Here is a 14,215-nt window from a genome sequence, read left to right as displayed (position 1 = left end):
ACACGGCGAAGGGCCGCCGTCCCGGATACCGGGGCGGCGGCCCTTGCTGGGTGAGTCAGGCGCGGGTGCGCGGCGCGGCTTAGAGGTCGAAGTAGAGCTCGAACTCGTGCGGGTGCGGGCGCTGGGCGATCGGGGCGATCTCGTGCGTGCGCTTGTAGTCGATCCAGGTCTCGATCAGGTCGGAGGTGAAGACACCGCCGGCCTGGAGGTACTCGTTGTCGTTCTCCAGGGCGGTGAGGACCGCGTCCAGGGAGGTCGGGACCTGCGGGACCTGGGCGTGCTCGTCGGGGGCGAGCTCGTAGAGGTCCTTGTCGATCGGCTCCAGCGGCTCGATCTTGTTCTTGACGCCGTCGAGGCCGGCCAGCAGCAGGGCGGAGAAGGCCAGGTACGGGTTGGAGGACGGGTCCGGGGCGCGGAACTCGACGCGCTTGGCCTTCGGGTTCGAGCCGGTGATCGGGATGCGCATGGCCGCGGAGCGGTTGCGCTGCGAGTACACCATGTTGACCGGGGCCTCGAAGCCCGGGACCAGGCGGTGGTACGAGTTCACCGTCGGGTTGGTGAAGGCGAGCAGCGACGGGGCGTGCTTGAGGATGCCGCCGATGTAGTAGCGGGCGGTGTCGGACAGGCCCGCGTAGCCGGCCTCGTCGTAGAAGAGCGGGTCGCCGCCCTGCCACAGCGACTGGTGGACGTGCATGCCCGAGCCGTTGTCACCGAAGATCGGCTTCGGCATGAAGGTCGCGGTCTTGCCGTTGCGCCAGGCGACGTTCTTCACGATGTACTTGAAGAGCATCAGGTCGTCGGCGGCGGCGAGCAGCGTGTTGAACTTGTAGTTGATCTCGGCCTGGCCGCCGGTGCCGACCTCGTGGTGCTGGCGCTCGACCTGGAGGCCCTGGCGGTCCAGCTCCAGGGAGATCTCGGCGCGCAGGTCGGCGAAGTGGTCGACCGGGGCGACCGGGAAGTAGCCGCCCTTGTAGCGGACCTTGTAACCGCGGTTGTTCTCCAGGGAGCCCGTGTTCCACGCGCCGGCCTCGGAGTCGATGTGGTAGAAGCCCTCGTTCGCGGAGGTGGCGAAGCGCACGCTGTCGAACACGTAGAACTCGGCCTCGGGGCCGAAGTACGCGGTGTCGGCGATGCCGGTGGAGGCGAGGTAGGCCTCGGCCTTCTTCGCGATGTTGCGGGGGTCGCGGCTGTAGGCCTCGCCCGTGATCGGGTCGTGGATGAAGAAGTTGATGTTCAGCGTCTTGTCGCGGCGGAACGGGTCCAGGCGCGCGGTGGACAGGTCGGCGCGCAGCGCCATGTCCGACTCGTGGATCGCCTGGAAGCCGCGGATCGAGGAGCCGTCGAAGGCGAGCTCCTCGGTCGGGTCGAACGCCGCAGCCGGGATGGTGAAGTGCTGCATCACACCGGGCAGGTCGCAGAACCGGACGTCGACGAACTTGATGTCGTTGTCCGCGATGTACTTCTTCGCGTCGTCGGCGTTCTGGAACATCCAACTCCTCCTACTCCCGACCTCCTGGGAGGGACGGGTTGTATAGCTCGTGGCGCGTCAGTGCGGTGCCGCACGCTGACCCGACCATAAGCAGGCGGGATTTCTCAAGCATGACCCATTTGTTTCGCACAAGTTAACCAGGGTCCCCCGCCGGGGCACGGCAAGCGGCCCCGGTACCGTGGTCGGGTGGACAACAGGCAAGCAATCGGATCCTGGCTCTCCGGCCCCCGCGCGGCCGCCGAGGACATGGGCGTCGACTTCGGCTATCCGGGCCAGCGGCTCGGTCTGCCGCAGCAGGGACCCGGCTCCGTGGCCCGGTTCGGACGCCGGCTGGGAGCCGTCGTCATCGACTGGACGGCGTGCCAGCTCATCGCGTACGGCCTCATCACGGGCCGGGACTGGGTGGCCGCCGGCAACTGGGCGCTGCCCTTGTTCCTGGCCCTGAGCGTCCTCACCGTCGGCACGGTGGGCTTCACCCCGGGCAAGCGGATCGTGGGTCTGCGGGTGGTCGCCGAGGGTGGCGGCAGGCTCGGTTTCTTCCGGGTCGTGGTGCGGACCCTGCTGCTCGCCCTGGTCGTCCCGGCGCTGGTCTGGGACCGTGACGGGCGCGGTCTGCACGACCGTCTCGGCCGTGCCGTCCAGGTCAGGATCTGAGGCTCGGCCGGGGTCGGACGTGTCACATCCGTGAACGCCGGAACGTGAGACGGAAACGAGTGAGCGCCCCGGACCGGTGGTCCGGGGCGCTCACTCGTCTCGTATACGGGAAGCCGCGGGAGCGGCCGGAGCGGGAAGCCGGTCAGCGCATCTTTCCGCCGCGCGGCATCCGCATGCCCTTCGGCATCGGACCCTTCGGCAGCGGCATGTTGCTCATCAGGTCGCCCATGGCCCGCAGCCGGTCGTTGACCTGGGTGACCTGGGGGCCGGCCAGGACGCGGGGGAGCTTCAGCAGGGTCGTGCGGACCTTCTTCAGCGGGACCTGGCCCTCTCCCGTGCCGACGATGACGTCGTGCACCGGGACGTCCGGCATGATCCGGGCCATCTTCTTCTTCTCGGCCGCGAGCAGGGGCTTGAGCCGGTTCGGGTTGCCCTCGGCGACCAGCACGATGCCGGCCTTGCCGACCGCGCGGTGGACGATGTCCTGGCTGCGGTTCATCGCGACGGCCGGGGTGGTCGTCCAGCCGCGGCCCACGTTGTCGAGGACGGCGGCGGCCGCTCCCGGCTGGCCCTCCATCTGCCCGAAGGCGGCCCGCTCGGCGCGGCGGCCGAAGACGATCGCCGACGCGAGGAAGGCGACCAGGAAGCCGAGGATGCCCAGGTAGACCGGATGCCCGATCAGGAAGCCGATCGCGAGGAAGACACCGAAGGTGACCAGGGCCACGCCCGCGATGATCAGACCGATCTTGGGGTCGGCCTTCCGGGTCATCTTGTACGTCAGGGCGATCTGCTTGAATCGCCCGGGGTTCGCAGCAGTGTCTGCGTTCGACTTCCTCGCCATGTAGCGAAGTTTACGTGGCCCGCGGCGACCGGGTGGCCACGGCCTCCAGCACGTGTTCGGTTTCGACCCGGTCCTTGGCCCGGCGCCGGTCCTCCAGGACCGCGGACCAGGCGTTGCGGCGCGCACCCCGGATGAGCAGGGACTCTATGCCGCGGACGGCCTCGGCAAGGGTCGGGATGGCGATGGCGCGGACGGGCGCGGCCTGCATGAGGATCCCTTCTCGGTTCTCTCTCGGTGAAGCCATCATCACTGTGAGGTGTTACCAGGGCGTGTCCGGTCGGTCAAACGGTGATGAAAAATTGACGCGGCCCCTGGGCCCCCGGGGGAGCCTAGGGGCCGCGTCGGGCATCGCCGCGGTTACGCCCCGGCCTGGGCGCGCTTCTCCATCGCCTGGCCGTAGAGGCGGCCGGCCCGGTAGGAGGACCGGACCAGCGGGCCGGACATGACGCCGGAGAAGCCGATCTCCTCGGCCTCCTGCGCGAGCTCGACGAACTCGGCCGGCTTCACCCAGCGCTCCACGGGGTGGTGCCGCGGGGTCGGCCGCAGGTACTGGGTGATGGTGATCAGCTCGCAGCCCGCGCCGTGCAGGTCGCGCAGCGCCTCGCTGACCTCCTCGCGCTCCTCGCCCATGCCCAGGATCAGGTTGGACTTGGTCACCAGGCCGTACTCGCGGGCCTTGGTGATGACCTCCAGCGAGCGCTCGTAACGGAAGCCGGGGCGGATCCGGCGGAAGATCCGCGGGACGGTCTCTACGTTGTGCGCGAAGACCTCGGGGCGGGAGGCGAAGACCTCCTCCAGCAGCTCCGGGACGGCGTTGAAGTCGGGGGCCAGCAGTTCGACCTTGGTGTGGCCGCCCTCGCGGCCGGCGGTCTGCTGGTGGATCTGGCGGACCGTCTCCGCGTACAGCCAGGCGCCGCCGTCGGCCAGGTCGTCGCGGGCGACGCCGGTGATGGTGGCGTAGTTCAGGTCCATGGTGACCACGGACTCGCCGACGCGGCGCGGCTCGTCCCGGTCCAGGGCCTCCGGCTTGCCGGTGTCGATCTGGCAGAAGTCGCAGCGCCGGGTGCACTGGTCGCCGCCGATGAGGAAGGTGGCCTCGCGGTCCTCCCAGCATTCGTAGATGTTCGGACAGCCGGCTTCCTGGCAGACGGTGTGCAGGCCCTCGCTCTTCACGAGGCCCTGCATCGCCTTGTACTCGGGGCCCATCTTCGCCCGCGTCTTGATCCACTCGGGCTTGCGCTCGATGGGGGTCTGGCTGTTGCGGACCTCCAGGCGCAGCATCTTGCGTCCGTCGGGTGCTACTGCGGACACGACCGGCTCCCTGTGACTTTCGATTCCTCGGCGCCCACCAGGGTACGCCCGTAATTTCGTACGCTCTTACGTCGGCCAACCCGGCGGGGGCCGGCCGCATTCCCCGGCCGTCAGGCGCCGGGGACGGCCTCGATGTCGCGGGGCCGCAGGTCGGCGTGCTCCAGCACGTCCCTCAGGTGGCGTTCGATCACCGGCAGCACCTCCTCGATGGTGACCTCGCGGCCCAGCTCGGCGGAGAGCGAGGTCACACCGGCGTCCCGGATGCCGCAGGGGATGATCCGGTCGAACCAGGTGCTGTCCGGGTTCACGTTCAGGGCGAAACCGTGCATGGTGACGCCCTTGGCGACGCGGATCCCGATGGCGGCGAGCTTGCGGTCCTCGCGGCGCTGGCCGGCGTTGGACGGGGCGTACTCGGGGCCGTTCAGGCGGGGGTCGAACTCCTCGTCGGTGAGCCGGGGGTCGAAGTCCAGCGACAGGCCGCCGATCGCGGGGCGCTGCTCGACCGGGTCACCGAGGACCCAGACGCCGCTGCGGCCCTCGACGCGGGTGGTCTCCAGGCCGAACTCGGCGGCGGTGCGGATGAGCGCCTCCTCCAGGCGGCGGACGTGGGCGACGACGTCCACCGGCCGGGGCAGCTTCATGATCGGGTAGCCCACCAGCTGGCCGGGGCCGTGCCAGGTGATCTTCCCGCCGCGGTCCACGTCCACGACGGGGGTGCCGTCGAGGGGGCGCTCGTTGTCGGCGGTCCGGCGGCCCGCGGTGTAGACCGGCGGGTGCTCCAGCAGCAGGCAGGTGTCCGGGACCTCGTCCGCGAAGCGGGCGGCGTGCACCCGTCGCTGCTCCTCCCAGGCCTCGGTGTACTCGACCGCCCCGGGGCCGAAGCCCAGGCGGACAAACCGCAGCTCAGTCACCGCAGCGCCTCCTCGTTGAAACCCGCTGAACCTGCTGTATGCACGTATCGCACTCAGCAAGGGTACGGCGGGGTCCGGTTCCGCCGTCTGCGGGCCCCTGGCGGGCGGGGCCGGTCCGGGTCCTCGTCCGCGCGCGGCAGCCTCCGGTGCCCCTCGGAGTGGTCGTTGACCCAGCCGCACACCCCGCACGCGTAGCGGCCGTCCAGCCCGGCGATCAGCGTGCCGCAGCGGCGGCACTCGGCCTCGGTCAGCTCCGGCGCCGGGAGCGGGGCCGTCGACTCCGGATTGGCTTCCATGACCCGGGAGCGTAGCCGCAGTAAAGAGCCAAGCCGGTTCTGCACACGATCGGATGAATGTGGGGCAGAGCGGGCGGAGAAGGCGGGGTTCGCCGCTACATTCACGCCGTTCGCTGGGCCGGGTGACCGGTCCGTCACTCCGGGAGACCGTGGAAGCAGATGACGGAACGACCTGCGCAGCGCGTGCCCAACCGGCAGCTCGCGGCGCTGATCGCTGAAGCGGGATTCTCCAACGCCGGACTGGCGCGCCGCGTCGATCAGCTCGGCCTGGAGCACGGTCTGGACCTTCGGTACGACAAGACCTCCGTGACGCGGTGGCTGCGCGGGCAGCAGCCGCGCGGCACCACGCCCGCGCTGATCGCGGAGGTGTTCACGCGGCGGCTCGGCCGCCGGCTGTCGGCACAGGACCTGGGGCTGGACGCCTGCGCGCCGGTCTACGCGGGGCTGGAGTTCGCGGCCACGCCCGAGGAGGCGGTGGACATCGCGAGCGGGCTGTGGCGCAAGGACTCCGGCTCGCACGCCGAGCTGCGGAAGATCGCGTTCACGCCGGCGGGGCTGGTGGTGCCGAGCCGGGACTGGCTGATCGGGCGGGCCGACGAGCGCGTCGGCCGCGGGGAGGCGGCGGCCGTGGCGGCGGGGGCGGCCGCGGCGGGGGCGCGGGTCCCCGTACAGGGCGGGCGGCCGTCCGTGCCGCGGCAGCGGCAGATCGACCGCGGGCCCGGGCAGCGGGTGACGGCCGGGGACATCGCCGCGCTGCGGTCGGTGGCGGAGCTGTTCCGCACCCTGGACCACGCGTACGGCGGCGGGCACGCCCGCCAGGCCCTGGTCCGGTACCTGGAGCACGAGGCCGAGCCGATGCTGCGCGGCACGTACGGGGAGACCACCGGCCGGCGGCTGTTCGCGGCGGCGGCCGACCTGACCCGGCTGGCCGGCTGGACCTCGTACGACATCGCGGCGCACGGGCTGGCCCAGCGGTACTACGTGCAGGCGCTGCGGCTCGCGCAGGCGGCCGGGGACCGGCCGTACGGGGCGTACGTGCTGGTCACGATGAGCCGGCAGGCGGTGTACCTCGGGCACGGCCGGGAGGCGGTGCAGCTGGCCAGGGTCGCCCAGCAGGGCATCGGCTCGGGTCCGCCGCCGGTCGTGCAGGCGCTGCTGCACTCGGCGGAGGCGCGGGGGCACGCGGTGCTCGGCGAGGTCAGGGCGGCGACGGCCGCGCTGGTCCGGGCCGAGCGGTCACTGGGCGCGGCGCGGCCGGGGGACGACGTGCCGCACTGGGCGCGGGCCTTCGACGAGGGGCAGCTGGCGGACGAGTTCGGCCACTGCCACAGGGACCTCCAGCAGTACCGGGCGGCGGCCCAGCACGCGGAGCGCTCGCTCCAGCTGCGCGCGCCGGGGTACGCCCGGTCCCGGCTGTTCTGCCGGGTGGTGCTGGCGACGGCGCGGCTGGGGCTGGGGGAGCTGGAGCAGGCGTGTGCGCTGGGGGCGGAGGCGGCGCAGCAGGCGATGGAGATGCGGTCGGTCCGGGCGGTGGAGTACGTCCGGGACTTCGAGCGCCGCCTCGAGCCGTACCGCGACGCGGCCCCGGTCCGCCAGTACCGCGACCGCGTCTCCGCCCTGCCCTGACCCCCCGCCGGGCCGGGGCGGTCCCCGCCGCACCGCGCCGGGCCGGGACGCCGCTCCGGGCGGGCCCGGGCGCGGCTGGGCGGGCCTGGGCGCGGCTGGGCGGGCCTGGGCGGGCCTGGGCGGGCCCCGGCGCGACTGACCGCCCCCGCCCGGCCACGTCCCCGGCGCCTCCGGCGGGCCCCGCTCAAACGCCGCTCGGGCTGGAACGCCCGGCCCCGCCAGCACGTACCCTGCGCCACGGGCCGGGCCCGCTCAAACGCCGCTCGGGCTGGAACGCCCGGCCCCGCCCGACAGGCGCGCGGCGGCTGCGCCACAACCAGCCCCGCCGGCGATTGAGGCGCGGGGTGTGGGGCAGCGCCCCACGAGCCCCCGCGAAGCCCCCGGGCACGTACCTGGCGCCACCGGCCCGGCCCGCTCAAACGCCGCTCGGGCTGGAACGCCCGGCCCCGCCCGACAGGCGCGCGGCGGCTGCGCCACAACCAGCCCCGCCGGCGATTGAGGCGCGGGGTGTGGGGCAGCGCCCCACGAAGCCGCCGGGGACGTGCGGCGCGCCGGGGCCCGGTCAGGCGGCGGCCGGGACGGCTGGGGGGGTGGTGGGGGCCGGGATGCCGAAGTCGCGGAGGACCGCCGCCGTCGCCCGCCGCGCCGAGCACAGCGCGCCGTGCACCGTGTTGGTGTCCCGGTGGTCCCCGCACACGTAGAGCCCGGACAGGACCCGCACGGGCCGGCGCCGGTCGTACGGCGGCGGCATCGCCGGCACCGCCTCCGGCGTGTGGTGCACCGCCAGGAGTTCCCAGTCGCGCGTCGCGGTGTCGTGGAGCCGGGCCAGCCGCGCCGCCACCGTGCGGGCCGGCGGTGGCGGCCCGAGCACCGTGGTGGTGACCAGCGAGCGTCCCGCCGGCGCCCGCGTCGGGTCGACCGCGCTGACGACCGCGGTGTGCGCGACCGGCCAGCGCGGATCGCCGTCGAGGAGCAGCGAGCCGTCCGACGGCAGGACCTGCGGCGTCGCGTGGTGCAGGACCGTGACCTGGTGGAAGCCGGGCACCCGCAGCCCCGGCAGGAGTTCCGCCGCCGCCCGCGCCCCCGTGGCCAGCAGGACCGACCGGCAGCGGAAGACGCCGTGCTCCTCGGTGGTCACCGCGTTGACGGAGACCGAGCGCACCCGGACCCCGGTCAGTACGGCCCCCGGCGGCGGCAGGGTCTGCGCCAGCAGCCGCGGCACCGTGGCCGCACCGCCTTCCGGCACCGCGAGCCGGCCCCGGGCGAAGGACCGCAGGGCGAGGTCCGCGACCCGGCTGGAGGTGCCGAGGTCCGGGTCGCACAGCAGGGTGGCGAGCAGCGGCCGCAGCAGCCCCGCGCCGCGGACCCGCAGCGCGGCCGCGGCGGTGCGCTCCGGCCGGGCGAGGATCCGCTCGGCCGGGAGCGCGGCCAGCCGGCCGAGGGCCGCGCCGAGCCGGGCCTGTTCCAGGGAGCGGCCGGCCAGCGCCCGCACCGGGGTCAGCGTCCCGGCCCGCAGTTGCCTGCCGTCCTCCGTGTGGATGAGCGCGCCCGGGGCGAACGGCCGCAGGACGAGGTCCTCCAGGCCGGGCGTGCGGTCCAGTTCCGGGTTCGCGGTGTTGAGCAGCTGGCCGATCCGGTCCAGCCGGAACCCGTCCGCCGTTTCCGCCGTGGCCATCCTGCCGCCGGGGCCCTCCCCGGCTTCCAGGACGGTGACCGAGACCCCGGCCGCGGTGAGGTGGTGCGCCGCCGCGAGTCCCGAGACCCCGGCTCCGACAATGACGACGTCCGCATGGTGTGCGCTGCTGAGCACGTGCCCCTCCCCGAGGTCGGCGCGGCTTGTCTGGTCCTCTTTCCCCAACGGGGCTCCAGGAATACCCGACTGAAGCCCAGGAATTACGGTCAGATTCGGTCGTACGTCCGATGCAACTCGGTCGCACCGGGGGCGCATCAGGGGCACGTACGGTCGCACACGGTCGCGCGGGGTGTCAGGCCAGCGCCGCCCGGATCGCCCCGTCGATCCCCGGGTGGCGGAAGACGAAGCCGGACTCCAGCAGCCGGGCGGGCCGGGCCCGCTGACTGGTCAGCACCTCCCCGGCGAACTCCCCCAGCGCCAGCCGCAGCGCCGCCGCCGGCACCGGGAACGGGGTCGGCCGCCGCAGCACCCGGCCCATCGCCGCGGTCACCTCACGGTTGGTCAGCGCGCCGGGGGCGCACAGGTTCACCGGCCCGGACAGCGCGGGCGTGTCGAGCAGGTGCCGCAGCGCGGCGACCTCGTCGGCCAGCGCGATGTACGACCACCACTGGCGGCCGTCGCCGAGCCGCCCGCCCAGGCCCGCCCGGAAGAGGGGGAACATCCGGCCCCAGGCCCCGCCCTCGCGCGCCACCACCAGCCCGCTGCGCGCGAACACGGTCCGTACGCCGGCCTCCCGCGCGGGGGCCGCGGCCGCCTCCCACTGCCGGCACACCGAGGCGAGGAAGGTGTCGCCGGACGGGCCGTCCTCCTCGGCCACCCGGTCGCCGGTGTCCCCGTAGTAGCCGACGGCCGAGGCGTTGACGAGCACCTCCGGCGGCTCGGGGGCCCCGGCGAGGGCCCGCGCCAGGGCGGCGGTGCCCTCGACCCGGCTGGCGCGGAGCTCCTCCTTGTACGCGGCGGTCCAGCGGTGGGCGCCCACGCCCGCGCCGGCCAGGTTGACCACGGCCGCGCAGCCGGCGAACCCGCCGGGGTCGGCGTGGCCGCCGCGGGGGTCCCAGCGCGCCTCGTCCGCGGCCCGGGGCGGGCGGCGCACCAGGCGCACCACCTGGTGACCGTCGGCGCGCAGGGACCGGACGAGGGCCGAGCCGATGAGTCCGGTCGAGCCGGAGACCGCGATCCGCATGTGCCCATACTGCCAACGGGCGGCGCGCCCGCCGATCAGCCCGCGCCGAGCCAGGTGCCCACCGCGTAGGTGACGGCCATGGCCAGGGCCCCGCCCGTGACGTTGCGGAGGATCGCGCGCGGGACCGGCGCGCCGCCCAGCCGGGCGCTGGTGTAGCCGCACACGGTGAGGGCGGCGAGGACGGCCACGGCGGTGACCGGCACCCGGTGCGCGGGCTCGGGCAGGACGATGGCGAGCAGCGGCAGCAGTGCCCCGATGGTGAAGGCGGTGAGGCTGGCCAGGGCGGCGTGCCAGGGGTTGGCCAGTTCGTCGGGTTCGATGCCGAGCTCGACGCGGGCGTGGGCGCGCAGCGCGTCTCGTGCGGTGAGCTGTTCGGCGGCCTCCCGTGCCACGTCGCGGCTGAGGCCGCGCTCCGCCAGGAGGGTGGTGAGTTCGTCGAGCTCGGCCTCCGGGTCCTCCACGAGCTCGCGGCGCTCCTCGTCGAGGGCGGCGCGTTCGGAGTCCCGCTGGGAGCTGACGGACACGTACTCGCCGGCGGCCATGGAGAGCGCGCCGGCGAGCAGCCCGGCCACGCCGGCGGTGAGGATCGAGGCGCGGGAGGTGGTGGCGCCGGCGACGCCGACGACCAGACCGGCGGTGGAGATGATGCCGTCGTTGGCGCCGAGCACCCCGGCGCGCAGCCAGTTGAGGCGGGTGCTGATGGCTCCGCTCCGCGACCCGCCGTCCACGGTGTGCTCCGTCACGGGACCACTGTGGCCGTGGCGGGCGCCGGTGGCCACCCGTGGGGGCGGTCCGGGGTGCGCGGGCCCGGCGGGGGCACCAGGGTGGAGGGGTGAGACGCGGACGCGAGGAGCCTGGCTGGCTGCGCGGGGCACCCCCGCCGCGCTGGGCCCGGATCGCGCCGGTGGTCGCGCTGGTGGTGCTGGTGCTGGCGCAGTGGGCGACGCCGGGCACGGTGGAACTGGGCTTCTTCCTGGCGGGGCTGCCGCCGGTGGCCGCGTTCGCGTACGGGGCCGCGGGGACGGCCGTCTTCGGCGGTGCGGTGCTGGTGCTGCTCGGCGTGTCGGCGCTGGGGGTGGGGCGCGCGGAGGGCACGGACCTGGCGACGGTGGCGGCGGTGGGCCTGCTGAGCGTGGTCATCGCCTGGGTGCGGCGGCGCCGGGACGCCCAGCTGGTGAGCGTGCGCACGGTCGCGGAGGCGGCCCAGCTGGCGGTGCTGCCGCCGGTGCCGGCGGTGGTCGGCGGGGTGCGCTGCGCCGGGCTGTACCGGGCGGCGCAGCGGGGCACGCTGGTCGGCGGCGACCTGTACGACGTACGGGCCGGGCCGTTCGGGGTGCGGGCGGTGCTCGGGGACGTGCAGGGGCACGGGCTGGCGGCGGTGGCCACGGTCGCGGGCCTGCTCGGCGCGTTCCGGGAGGGCGTGCTGGACGACCCCGAGCTGGGGGCGGTGGCGGCGCGGCTGGACCGGCGGCTGGTGCAGGACTCGGCTGGGGTGGACAACGCCGAGCTGTTCGCGACGGCCCTGTTGCTGGAGTTCCCGCCGGGGCGGGGCCTGGTGCGGGTGGTGTCCTGCGGGCATCCTCCGGCGCTGCTGCTGCGGGGGCGGTCGGTGGAGGAGGTCCGGGTGGAGCCGGGGCCACCGCTGGGTCTGGGCCTGGCGGGCCTGGAGCCGCCGGAGGTGGTCGACCTGCCGGTGGGGGCCGGGGACCGGCTGCTGCTGCACAGCGACGGCGTGACGGAGGCGCGGGACGCCTCCGGGTTCTTCTACCCGCTGCTGCGGCGGGTCCCGGTGGTGGCGCCGCCGCGGGCGTCGCCGGCGGTGCTGGTGGCGGAGGTGTGGCGGGACCTGGCGGCCTTCACGGACGGCGGGCCGCGGGACGACGTGGCCCTGCTGGCCCTGTCGGTCCCTCCCGCGCACGAGGGCGGCGCGGACGGGGCGGGCGCGGACGGGACCGGCGCGGACGGGGCCGGTTCGCCGGTCTGACGGTCCGCCGCCACGGCCGGCCGGCCGTGGCGGGGCCGGCGCCGGTGCGGGCGCGGCCCCGCCACGGGTGGGCGGGCGCTGTGGCGGGTGGCGGGGTGGCGTCAGTGCGTTTCGCGGATCAGCGCGCGGACCATCCGGCAGGTGGTGTTGGACGGCCGGCGGATCCCGGTCCGCACCGCCATGGTCCGGATCTTGCGGTTGGTGGCGCGTTCGGCGTCGTACGTGCCGGAGTCGAGCAGGCATATGGCCAGGCGCATGGCCTTGAGCCGGCGGTTGTGGGACTCGTACCACTCGCGCGGCAGTCCTGCCGGCAGGGGCTTCCTGCGCGGCGCGGAAACGATCGCGGCAGCGGCCATCTACAGCCTCCCAAACGGTAGTTGGCGTCCTGTCGTGCTGTTCTCGATTCTACTGGGGGGCACTGACAAAAGCCCCTGGCCAGGACGGGTGCGGGGCGGTGCGGCGGCGCGGGCGTCACGTCCCGGCGCCTAGGCTGGGGGCATGGAGATCTGGATCAATCCCGCGTGCTCGAAGTGCCGCGGCGCGCTGGAACTGCTGGACGCGGAGGGCGCGGAGTACACCGTCCGCCGGTACCTGGAGGACGTGCCCGACGAGGCCGAGATCCGGGAGGTGCTGGACCGGCTGGGGCTGGAGCCCTGGGAGATCACGCGCACCTCGGACGCGCTGGCCAAGGAGACCGGTGTACGAGAGCTGCCGCGCGAGGAGGCGGCGCGGGACCGGTGGATCGCGCACCTGGCTGCGCACCCCAGGCTGATCCAGCGCCCGATCATCACGGCGGACGACGGCACGGCGCTGGTGGCCCGCTCCGAGGAGGCGGTCCGCGAAGCCCTGTCCCGCACGACCGGGCCCGGCGCCTAGCCACCCCGCCGGCCCGCCCGGCCCGGCCCGCGCGGGCAACGCCCACCCCCGGCCGATCCGGCCCCGCCGACCCATCCGGCCCCGCCGACCCATCCGGCCCCGCCGACCGATCCGGCCCCGCCGGCACCACCAGCCCCGCCGACCAATCCGGCCCCGCCGGACCATTCCCAGCCTCGCAGGCGATTGAGGCGCGGGGTGTGGGGCAGCGCCCCACGAGCCCAACCCGGCTCCCGCCGGACCCGCTCAAACGCCGCTCGGGCTGGAGGTGCCCCACCGGGACCGGGCCGCGCGGGCGACGCCCACGCCCAGCCGCCCCGACCCCACCAGCACCCGCCCGGCAATCCGGCCCCGCCACACGACCAGCCCCGCCGGACCGTTCCAGCCTCGCCGGCGATTGAGGCGCGGGGTGTGGGGCGGCGCCCCGCGTGTCCGAGCGGGCTCCCGCCGGGCCGTGGGGGCAGCGCCTCACAGGCGGCGGGCGAGTTCCGGGGCCGCGGTCAGCGGTAGCCCGTGGTGGCCGGTGTCCGGGAGTACGCCGATCTCGGCGCCGGCCGGCAGGACCGCCGCGGCCGCGCGCGCCGCCCGGGTGGCGTCGTGACAGCGGGACCGCCCGGCGAACAGGGCCAGCACCGGCGGGGCGCCGCTCTCCCGGAGGACCTCCAGGCGGGGCCGCGGCCCGGTGACCGGCCGGGCGGACCGGAAGCCGGCGGTCTCCTCCTGGAGCCGGAGCCAGTGCGGGTCGAGCGGGGTGCCGCCGCTCTCCCAGTCGAGGAAGCGGCGGATCCGGGCCGGGGTGGGGCGGGCCAGCATCGGCAGGGCCCGCAGCAAGTAGCCGGGCCGGAACCCGGTGAACACCTGCGTGGGGTCGAGCAGCGCGAGCCGGTCGATGCGGTGCGGGGAGCGGACGGCGTAGTGGGCGGCGATCCAGGCGCCGTAGGAGTGCCCGGCGAGGTGGACCCGCTGGTGGCCGAGCCCGTCGAGCACGGCGTCCAGCCACGCGTGCAGGCCGGCGACGGTCCGCAGCGGCCGGGCGGGGTCGGGGACGCTCAGGCCGGGGTCGCCGAGCAGGTCGGGGGCGTGCACCCGGTGGGTGCGGGCCAGCCCGGCGGCGAGGGCCGCGCCCCAGACGGTGGAGGTGGCGCCACCGCCGGGGAGCAGCACGAGCGGGGGTGCGTCGGCGGGACCGGCGCTGTTGACCCACGTGGTGCCGTACGGGGTGGGGAGGGCGGCGCCGGTGACCGGGCCGGGCCAGCGCTCCAGTACGGCGCCATAGGCGGCGCGGAAGGAAAAGGAAGCGGTGTGCGGCACGTGTCCCCCTGTCCGGGCCGGCCCCTCCGGGACGAGTCGGCCC

The 14,215-nt window shown here is 74.9% G+C and carries 15 protein-coding genes; 4 read left to right on the top strand and 11 right to left on the bottom strand.

What is annotated here, in order from left to right; genetic code table 11:
- Positions 1 to 79 precede the first annotated feature (79 nt).
- Positions 80 to 1,489: a type I glutamate--ammonia ligase gene (gene glnA / locus ACFY61_RS00590; RefSeq protein ID WP_389464984.1), complete on the bottom strand. Its 1,410-nt coding sequence runs from the start codon at positions 1,487 to 1,489 to the stop codon at positions 80 to 82.
- Between the two features lie 186 nt (positions 1,490 to 1,675).
- Here glnA and ACFY61_RS00585 point away from each other — a divergent pair, with 186 nt between their 5' ends.
- Positions 1,676 to 2,143, top strand: a complete 468-nt coding sequence (locus ACFY61_RS00585) for an RDD family protein (RefSeq protein WP_389464981.1) — start codon at positions 1,676 to 1,678, stop codon at positions 2,141 to 2,143.
- 142 nt (positions 2,144 to 2,285) lie between these two features.
- On the opposite strand, the gene ACFY61_RS00580 is transcribed toward ACFY61_RS00585, so the two are convergent.
- The 5 genes from ACFY61_RS00580 to ACFY61_RS00560 form a co-directional block, all read right to left on the bottom strand.
- Positions 2,286 to 2,984 carry a DUF4191 domain-containing protein gene (locus ACFY61_RS00580; RefSeq protein WP_389464979.1) on the bottom strand — a complete coding sequence of 233 codons (699 nt, stop codon included), beginning with the start codon at positions 2,982 to 2,984 and terminating at the stop codon, positions 2,286 to 2,288.
- Between the two features lie 10 nt (positions 2,985 to 2,994).
- A complete protein-coding gene (locus ACFY61_RS00575; RefSeq protein ID WP_389464976.1) occupies positions 2,995 to 3,192 on the bottom strand; it encodes a hypothetical protein in 198 nt (65 codons plus the stop codon).
- A gap of 149 nt (positions 3,193 to 3,341) precedes the next feature.
- Positions 3,342 to 4,295, bottom strand: coding sequence for a lipoyl synthase (gene lipA / locus ACFY61_RS00570; protein ID WP_389464973.1), 954 nt, complete (start codon positions 4,293 to 4,295; stop codon positions 3,342 to 3,344).
- 110 nt (positions 4,296 to 4,405) lie between these two features.
- Complete coding sequence (gene lipB, locus ACFY61_RS00565; RefSeq protein ID WP_389464970.1) at positions 4,406 to 5,206, bottom strand: lipoyl(octanoyl) transferase LipB; 801 nt, start codon at positions 5,204 to 5,206, stop codon at positions 4,406 to 4,408.
- A gap of 53 nt (positions 5,207 to 5,259) precedes the next feature.
- Entirely contained in the window at positions 5,260 to 5,502 is a 243-nt protein-coding gene (locus ACFY61_RS00560) for a hypothetical protein (protein ID WP_389464967.1), read from the bottom strand.
- 159 nt (positions 5,503 to 5,661) lie between these two features.
- Between ACFY61_RS00560 and ACFY61_RS00555 the strand changes: the two genes are divergently transcribed.
- Positions 5,662 to 7,128, top strand: a complete 1,467-nt coding sequence (locus tag ACFY61_RS00555) for a regulator (protein ID WP_389464966.1) — start codon at positions 5,662 to 5,664, stop codon at positions 7,126 to 7,128.
- Between the two features lie 562 nt (positions 7,129 to 7,690).
- Here ACFY61_RS00555 and ACFY61_RS00550 read toward each other — a convergent pair.
- The 3 genes from ACFY61_RS00550 to ACFY61_RS00540 form a co-directional block, all read right to left on the bottom strand.
- Complete coding sequence (locus tag ACFY61_RS00550; RefSeq protein ID WP_389464964.1) at positions 7,691 to 8,938, bottom strand: FAD-dependent oxidoreductase; 1,248 nt, start codon at positions 8,936 to 8,938, stop codon at positions 7,691 to 7,693.
- 175 nt (positions 8,939 to 9,113) lie between these two features.
- On the bottom strand, positions 9,114 to 10,004 hold the full coding sequence (locus ACFY61_RS00545) for a TIGR01777 family oxidoreductase (RefSeq protein ID WP_389464961.1): 891 nt from the start codon (positions 10,002 to 10,004) through the stop codon (positions 9,114 to 9,116).
- Between the two features lie 35 nt (positions 10,005 to 10,039).
- Positions 10,040 to 10,747, bottom strand: a complete 708-nt coding sequence (locus ACFY61_RS00540; protein WP_389464959.1) for a VIT family protein — start codon at positions 10,745 to 10,747, stop codon at positions 10,040 to 10,042.
- Positions 10,748 to 10,836: 89 nt separating this feature from the next.
- Here ACFY61_RS00540 and ACFY61_RS00535 point away from each other — a divergent pair, with 89 nt between their 5' ends.
- Positions 10,837 to 11,988 (top strand): PP2C family protein-serine/threonine phosphatase, encoded by a 1,152-nt coding sequence (locus ACFY61_RS00535; protein WP_389464957.1) that lies wholly within the window; start codon positions 10,837 to 10,839, stop codon positions 11,986 to 11,988.
- 101 nt (positions 11,989 to 12,089) lie between these two features.
- Here ACFY61_RS00535 and ACFY61_RS00530 read toward each other — a convergent pair whose 3' ends face one another.
- Complete coding sequence (locus tag ACFY61_RS00530) at positions 12,090 to 12,344, bottom strand: hypothetical protein (RefSeq protein WP_389464954.1); 255 nt, start codon at positions 12,342 to 12,344, stop codon at positions 12,090 to 12,092.
- A 142-nt stretch (positions 12,345 to 12,486) separates the two neighbouring features.
- Here ACFY61_RS00530 and ACFY61_RS00525 point away from each other — a divergent pair, with 142 nt between their 5' ends.
- A complete protein-coding gene (locus tag ACFY61_RS00525) occupies positions 12,487 to 12,864 on the top strand; it encodes an ArsC/Spx/MgsR family protein (RefSeq protein WP_389464951.1) in 378 nt (125 codons plus the stop codon).
- A 465-nt stretch (positions 12,865 to 13,329) separates the two neighbouring features.
- Here the strand turns inward: ACFY61_RS00525 and ACFY61_RS00520 are convergent, their stop codons facing one another.
- Positions 13,330 to 14,172 carry an alpha/beta fold hydrolase gene (locus tag ACFY61_RS00520; protein WP_389464949.1) on the bottom strand — a complete coding sequence of 281 codons (843 nt, stop codon included), beginning with the start codon at positions 14,170 to 14,172 and terminating at the stop codon, positions 13,330 to 13,332.
- Between the last annotated feature and the right edge of the window lie 43 nt (positions 14,173 to 14,215).

The organism is Streptomyces sp. NPDC012888 (assembly GCF_042900645.1).
GTDB lineage: Bacteria > Actinomycetota > Actinomycetes > Streptomycetales > Streptomycetaceae > Streptomyces.
Note: the sequence above shows the minus strand (reverse complement) of the source record. Positions and strands in the feature narration are given on the sequence as shown.

Excerpts from the sequence above, each read along its gene's own strand:
- ACFY61_RS00575 (WP_389464976.1), bottom strand. The coding sequence starts at position 3,192 with ATGCAGGCCGCGCCCGTCCGCGCCATCGCCATCCCGACCCTTGCCGAG.
- ACFY61_RS00530 (WP_389464954.1), bottom strand. The coding sequence starts at position 12,344 with ATGGCCGCTGCCGCGATCGTTTCCGCGCCGCGCAGGAAGCCCCTGCCG.
- glnA (WP_389464984.1), bottom strand. The coding sequence starts at position 1,489 with ATGTTCCAGAACGCCGACGACGCGAAGAAGTACATCGCGGACAACGAC.
- ACFY61_RS00545 (WP_389464961.1), bottom strand. The coding sequence starts at position 10,004 with ATGCGGATCGCGGTCTCCGGCTCGACCGGACTCATCGGCTCGGCCCTC.
- ACFY61_RS00560 (WP_389464967.1), bottom strand. The coding sequence starts at position 5,502 with ATGGAAGCCAATCCGGAGTCGACGGCCCCGCTCCCGGCGCCGGAGCTG.
- ACFY61_RS00555 (WP_389464966.1), top strand. The coding sequence starts at position 5,662 with ATGACGGAACGACCTGCGCAGCGCGTGCCCAACCGGCAGCTCGCGGCG.
- ACFY61_RS00525 (WP_389464951.1), top strand. The coding sequence starts at position 12,487 with ATGGAGATCTGGATCAATCCCGCGTGCTCGAAGTGCCGCGGCGCGCTG.
- ACFY61_RS00580 (WP_389464979.1), bottom strand. The coding sequence starts at position 2,984 with ATGGCGAGGAAGTCGAACGCAGACACTGCTGCGAACCCCGGGCGATTC.